The sequence below is a fragment of the Melaminivora sp. genome, assembly GCF_032059615.1.
GTDB lineage: Bacteria > Pseudomonadota > Gammaproteobacteria > Burkholderiales > Burkholderiaceae_C > Melaminivora.
Genome location: NZ_DAMCAM010000099.1, coordinates 1 through 5313 on the forward strand (window position 1 = coordinate 1; position 5313 = coordinate 5313).

Genomic DNA, 5313 nt, shown 5'->3' on the forward strand with positions numbered 1-5313 from the left:
GGCGTGCTGCTGCACGTCGATGCCGCGCAGGCCACGGGCAAGGTCGAGATCGACGTCAAGACGCTGCCGGTGGACCTGATGAGCCTGGCCTCGCACAAGACCTACGGCCCCAAGGGCATCGGCGCGCTGTACGTGCGCAGAAAGCCCCGCGTGCGCCTGGAGGCGCAGATGCACGGCGGCGGCCACGAGCGCGGCATGCGCTCGGGTACGCTGCCCACCCACCAGATCGTCGGCATGGGCGAGGCCTTTCGCATCGCCGGCGAGGAAATGACCCGCGACGGCGAGCGCGTGCGCGCCCTGCAGCAGCGCCTGCTGGACGGCCTGAAGGACATCGAGCAGGTCTTCATCAACGGCGACCTCGAGCAGCGCGTGCCGCACAACCTGAACATCAGCTTCAACTACGTCGAGGGCGAGTCGCTGATCATGGGCATCAAGGGCCTGGCCGTGTCCTCGGGCTCGGCCTGCACCTCGGCCAGCCTGGAGCCCAGCTACGTGCTGCGGGCGCTGGGCCGCAGCGACGAGCTGGCGCACAGCAGCCTGCGCATGACGATTGGCCGCTTCACGACCGAGGAAGAAATCGATTACGCCGTGCAGACCATCCGCCACAACGTGGCCAAGCTGCGCGAACTCTCGCCGCTGTGGGAGATGTACCAGGATGGTGTCGATCTGAGCACCATCCAGTGGGCAGCCCACTGAGCGCGGCGGAACAGCAAAAAGGAGAACGAATCATGGCTTACTCTGACAAAGTGATCGACCACTACGAGAACCCGCGCAACGTGGGCTCGTTCGACAAGGGCGACGAGACGGTGGGCACCGGCATGGTGGGCGCGCCCGCCTGTGGCGACGTGATGAAGCTGCAGATCAAGGTCAACCCCGATACCGGCGTGATCGAGGACGCGCGCTTCAAGACCTATGGCTGCGGCTCGGCCATTGCGTCGTCGTCGCTGGTCACCGAATGGGTCAAGGGCAAGACGCTGGACGAGGCGGCGCAGCTCAAGAACAGCGCCATCGCCGAAGAGCTGGCCCTGCCGCCGGTGAAGATCCACTGTTCCATCCTGGCCGAGGACGCCATCAAGGCGGCCGTCAACGACTACAAGGCCAAGCACGGCGTGGCAGCCGCCGCCGAGCCGGCCTGAAGGGGGCAGGAGCCGCCATGGCCATCACCCTGACCGAAGCCGCTGCCCGCCACGTCAGCCGCTACCTGGCGCGCCGGGGCAAGGGCCTGGGCGTGCGCCTGGGCATCAAGACCACGGGCTGCTCGGGCCTGGCCTACAAGCTCGAGTATGTGGACGAGCCCCAGCCCGAGGACATCGTCTTCGAGGAGCATGGCGTGAAGGTGCTGATCGACCCCAAGAGCCTGGCCTACATCGACGGCACCGAACTCGACTTCGTGCGCGAGGGGCTCAACGAGGGGTTTCGCTTCAACAACCCCAACGAGCGCGACCGCTGCGGCTGCGGCGAGAGCTTCCGCGTCTGAGAAAATCGCGCCGCCGCGCCCCAAGGCGTGGCCCCAACCGCCACTGCCCCGAGCGGCTCTGGCGGTTTTTCATTGCCATGGCTATCAAAAACATAGCTAAATGTCTTTGATGTTTCTTGCTTTGCGGATGAAAACACTCGCAAAGCAAGCTTTGACCAGGGCCTGTTGCTCTCTTTTTGTATGAACCTCCAATCCGACGACTTCGAACTCTTCGGCCTGCCGCGCCGCTTCGCGCTCGACCCGGCCGAACTGGCCGCGCGCTGGAAGGAGCTGCAGCGCCAGGCCCACCCCGACCGCGCGGCAGCCCAGGGCGCGGCTGCGCAGCGCGTGGCCATGCAGTGGTCGGTGCGCATCAACGAGGCCTGGCAGCGGCTCAAGGACCCGCTCAGGCGCGCCGCCTACCTGTGCGAGCTCAACGGCGCGCCCATCCGCGCCGAGGACAACACGGCCATGCCGGCGCAGTTCCTGATGCAGCAGATGCAGTGGCGCGAGGCGCTGGAGGACGCGCAGCAGCCCGCGGCATTGGATGCGCTGGACGACGAGACCGAGGCCGCACGCCGCCAGGCCATTGAGCGCCTGGCCACGCTGATCGACGGGCAGGGCGACTGGGCGGCGGCGGCGCGCGAGGTCAGAGCCCTCATGTTCATTGCGCGATTCGCCCGCGACATCGAGGCGCGGCGGGAGCAGCTGGGACAATAGCCGCCGCCCCGCAACCCGCCCTCGTTGGCACCTACAACAACCACAACCATGGCGCTTTTGCAAATCTCCGAACCCGGCCAGGCCCCCGATCCGCACCAGCGGCGCATCGCCATTGGCATCGACCTGGGCACCACGCACTCGCTGGTGGCTGCCGTGAGGAACGGCGTGGCCGAATGCCTGCCGGACGCCGAAGGCCGCGTGCTGCTGCCCTCGGTGGTGCGCTACCTGGAGGGCGGCCGCAGCCAGATCGGCCACGCGGCGCTGGCCATGCAGCAGGCCGACGCGGCCAACACCATCGCCTCGGCCAAGCGCTTCATGGGCCGCGCGCTGGCCGACGTGGCCGGGCGTGAGCGCCTGCCCTATGCGTTCGAGGCGCCCGAGGCCGGGCAGGGCATGCTGACCCTGCGCACCGCCGCCGGCGCCAAGTCGCCCGTGGAGGTGAGCGCCGAGATCCTGGCCACGCTGCGCCAGCGCGCCGAGGACACCTTCGACAGCGACATCCACGGCGCCGTCATCACCGTGCCGGCCTATTTCGACGACGCCCAGCGCCAGGCCACCAAGGACGCGGCGCGCCTGGCGGGCGTCGAGCTGCTGCGCCTGATCAACGAGCCCACGGCCGCGGCCATCGCCTACGGGCTGGACAACGGCTCCGAAGGCATCTACGCCGTCTATGACCTGGGCGGCGGCACCTTCGACATCTCCATCCTGCGCCTGACGCGCGGCATCTTCGAGGTGATCGCCACCGGCGGCGACTCGGCCCTGGGCGGCGACGACTATGACGCGGCGCTGGCGGCCTGGGCGCTGGCCCGGTTGGGCCTTGCGGCCGCCACCGCCGGCGACAAGGCCGCCGTGCGCCTGGCCGCGCGCGCCTGCAAGGAGGCGCTGACCGACGCGCCCGCGGCGCCGTTCGAAGCCGAGCTCTCCGGCGGCCCGGTGCGGCTGCAGGTCAGCCGCGAGGACTTCGACAGCGCCACCGCGGCGCTCACCCAGCGCTCGCTGGCGGCGGTGCGCCGGGCGCTGCGCGACGCGCACATCGAGCGCCGCGAGGTGCAGGGCGTGGTGCTGGTGGGTGGCTCCACCCGCATGCCGCAGGTGCGCGAGGCCGTGGCCGAGTTTTTCGGCCGCCCGCCGCTCACCAACCTCAACCCCGACGAGGTGGTGGCGCTGGGCGCGGCCATCCAGGCCAACCAGCTGGCCGGCAACGACACGGCGGGCGACCTGCTGCTGCTGGACGTGGTGCCGCTGTCGCTGGGGCTGGAGACCATGGGCGGCCTGGTCGAGCGCATCATCGGCCGCAACGAGACCATCCCCACCGCCCGCGCGCAGGACTTCACCACCTACCAGGACGGCCAGACCGCCCTGGCCCTGCACGTGGTGCAGGGCGAGCGCGATCTGGTGCAGGACTGCCGCAGCCTGGCGCGCTTCGAGCTGCGCGGCATCCCGCCCATGGCGGCGGGCGCGGCGCGCATCCGCGTCACCTTCACGGTGGATGCCGACGGCCTGCTGGGCGTGAGCGCCCAGGAGCTGACCAGCGGCGTGCAGGCGCGCATCGACGTGAAACCCTCCTACGGCCTGTCGGACGAGGAGATCGCGCGCATGCTGCAGGAGGGCTTTGCCACCGCCGAGGTGGACAAGCAGGCCCGGGCGCTGGCCGAGGCGCGGGTCGATGCCGACCGGCTGCTGCTGGCCACCGACAGCGCCCTGCAGGCCGACGGCGACGTGCTCGCACCCGCCGAGCGCGCCGAGATCGATGCGCTGATGCAGGAGTTGCGCCAGCTGCTGGCCCAGGCGCAGGACGCGGCCGCCATCGAGGCCGGCGCCAAGCGGCTGGCCAGCGGCACCGAGGCCTTTGCCGCCCGGCGCATGAACCGCGGCATCCGCCAGGCGCTGGCCGGGCGCAGCGTGGACGCCCTCTGACCGGCCCGCCAAGCGCCAGCCCCCCTTCAAGCATCTCATCCCTTACTCGCACATGCCCGTCATCAAAATCCTGCCCCATCCCCAGTACTGCCCCGAGGGCACGCAGATCAGCGCGCCCGCCGGCACCTCGATCTGCGAGGCGCTGCTGGACAACGGCATCAACATCGAGCACGCCTGCGACATGAGCTGCGCCTGCACGACCTGCCACGTCATCGTGCGTGAGGGCTTCGACTCGCTCAATGAGTCGGAGGAGGAAGAGGACGACCTGCTCGACCGCGCCTGGGGCCTGGAGCCGCAGTCGCGCCTGTCCTGCCAGGCCATCCTGGCGCAGAGCGACCTGACGGTGGAGATCCCCAAATACACCATCAACCACGCGCGGGAAAACAACTGATGCGCCAGATCGTCCTGGACACCGAGACCACCGGCCTGTCGGCGCTGGACGGCGACCGCGTGATCGAGCTGGGCTGCGTGGAGCTGGTGCACCGCAAGCTCACGGGCAACAACCTGCACCTGTATTTCAACCCCGACCGCAACAGCCACGAAGAGGCGCTGCGGGTGCACGGCATCACCAACGAATTCCTGCGCGACAAGCCGCGCTTTCATGAGCGCGCGCAGGAGATCGTCGAGTACCTGCGCGGGGCCGAGCTGATCATCCACAACGCCAGCTTCGACGTGGGCTTCCTGAACCGCGAGCTGGAGCTGGCGGGCCTGGCGCCGCTGGCGACACATGTGGCCGCCATCACCGACACCCTGGCCATGGCCAAGGAGATGTTCCCGGGCAAGCGCAACTCGCTCGATGCGCTGTGCGACCGCCTGGAGGTGGACAACTCCGGCCGCCAGTTGCACGGCGCGCTGCTGGACGCCGAGCTGCTGGCCGACGTCTACATCAACATGACGCGTGGCCAGGACGCGCTGATCATGCTGGACGACTCGCCCGCGGCGAGCAGGGCAGGGGGCCTGGCCGCTGCGGTGGACCTGCGCGCCTTCGACCTGCCCGTGCTGCTGCCCAGCGCCGAAGAACTCGCCAGCCACGAGGACGTGCTCGCGCAGATCGACAAGGCCAGCGGCGGCAAGACCGTGTGGCGCCAGATTTCGGCGGCAGCCTGAAAAGCTGTGCCATAATCGCGGGCTTGCAGCGCCAAGCGGCAAGGGTGATTAGCTCAGTGGTAGAGCACTGCCTTCACACGGCAGGGGTCGCAGGTTCAAACCCTGCATCACCC

The 5313-nt window shown here is 69.3% G+C and carries 7 protein-coding genes and 1 tRNA gene; all 8 read left to right on the top strand.

All coding sequences use genetic code 11. The features are described from left to right. Positions 1–696, top strand: a 696-nt coding sequence (locus tag RT051_RS14275; RefSeq protein ID WP_313077680.1) for an aminotransferase class V-fold PLP-dependent enzyme, incomplete at its 5' end; no start/stop codon positions are given. A gap of 32 nt (positions 697–728) precedes the next feature. Next, entirely contained in the window at positions 729–1136 is a 408-nt protein-coding gene (gene iscU, locus RT051_RS14280; RefSeq protein WP_313077682.1) for a Fe-S cluster assembly scaffold IscU, read from the top strand. 17 nt (positions 1137–1153) lie between these two features. Continuing rightward, positions 1154–1477, top strand: a complete 324-nt coding sequence (iscA, locus tag RT051_RS14285) for an iron-sulfur cluster assembly protein IscA (protein ID WP_313077685.1) — start codon at positions 1154–1156, stop codon at positions 1475–1477. A gap of 180 nt (positions 1478–1657) precedes the next feature. Then, positions 1658–2176, top strand: a complete 519-nt coding sequence (hscB, locus tag RT051_RS14290) for a Fe-S protein assembly co-chaperone HscB (protein WP_313077690.1) — start codon at positions 1658–1660, stop codon at positions 2174–2176. Positions 2177–2224: 48 nt separating this feature from the next. Beyond that, the gene (gene hscA, locus RT051_RS14295) at positions 2225–4093 is read left to right on the top strand and encodes a Fe-S protein assembly chaperone HscA (RefSeq protein ID WP_313077694.1); all 1869 of its coding nucleotides are present in this window, start codon (positions 2225–2227) and stop codon (positions 4091–4093) included. 52 nt (positions 4094–4145) lie between these two features. Further along, positions 4146–4484, top strand: a complete 339-nt coding sequence (fdx, locus tag RT051_RS14300; RefSeq protein WP_313077698.1) for an ISC system 2Fe-2S type ferredoxin — start codon at positions 4146–4148, stop codon at positions 4482–4484. Beyond that, entirely contained in the window at positions 4481–5200 is a 720-nt protein-coding gene (gene dnaQ, locus RT051_RS14305; protein WP_313077701.1) for a DNA polymerase III subunit epsilon, read from the top strand. Before fdx ends, dnaQ begins: the two co-directional genes overlap by 4 nt. A gap of 42 nt (positions 5201–5242) precedes the next feature. Beyond that, positions 5243–5313 (top strand) — tRNA-Val (locus RT051_RS14310).

Coding starts and splice junctions, on each gene's coding strand:
- iscU (WP_313077682.1), top strand. CDS start 729: ATGGCTTACTCTGACAAAGTGATCGACCACTACGAGAACCCGCGCAAC.
- hscB (WP_313077690.1), top strand. CDS start 1,658: ATGAACCTCCAATCCGACGACTTCGAACTCTTCGGCCTGCCGCGCCGC.
- fdx (WP_313077698.1), top strand. CDS start 4,146: ATGCCCGTCATCAAAATCCTGCCCCATCCCCAGTACTGCCCCGAGGGC.
- iscA (WP_313077685.1), top strand. CDS start 1,154: ATGGCCATCACCCTGACCGAAGCCGCTGCCCGCCACGTCAGCCGCTAC.
- hscA (WP_313077694.1), top strand. CDS start 2,225: ATGGCGCTTTTGCAAATCTCCGAACCCGGCCAGGCCCCCGATCCGCAC.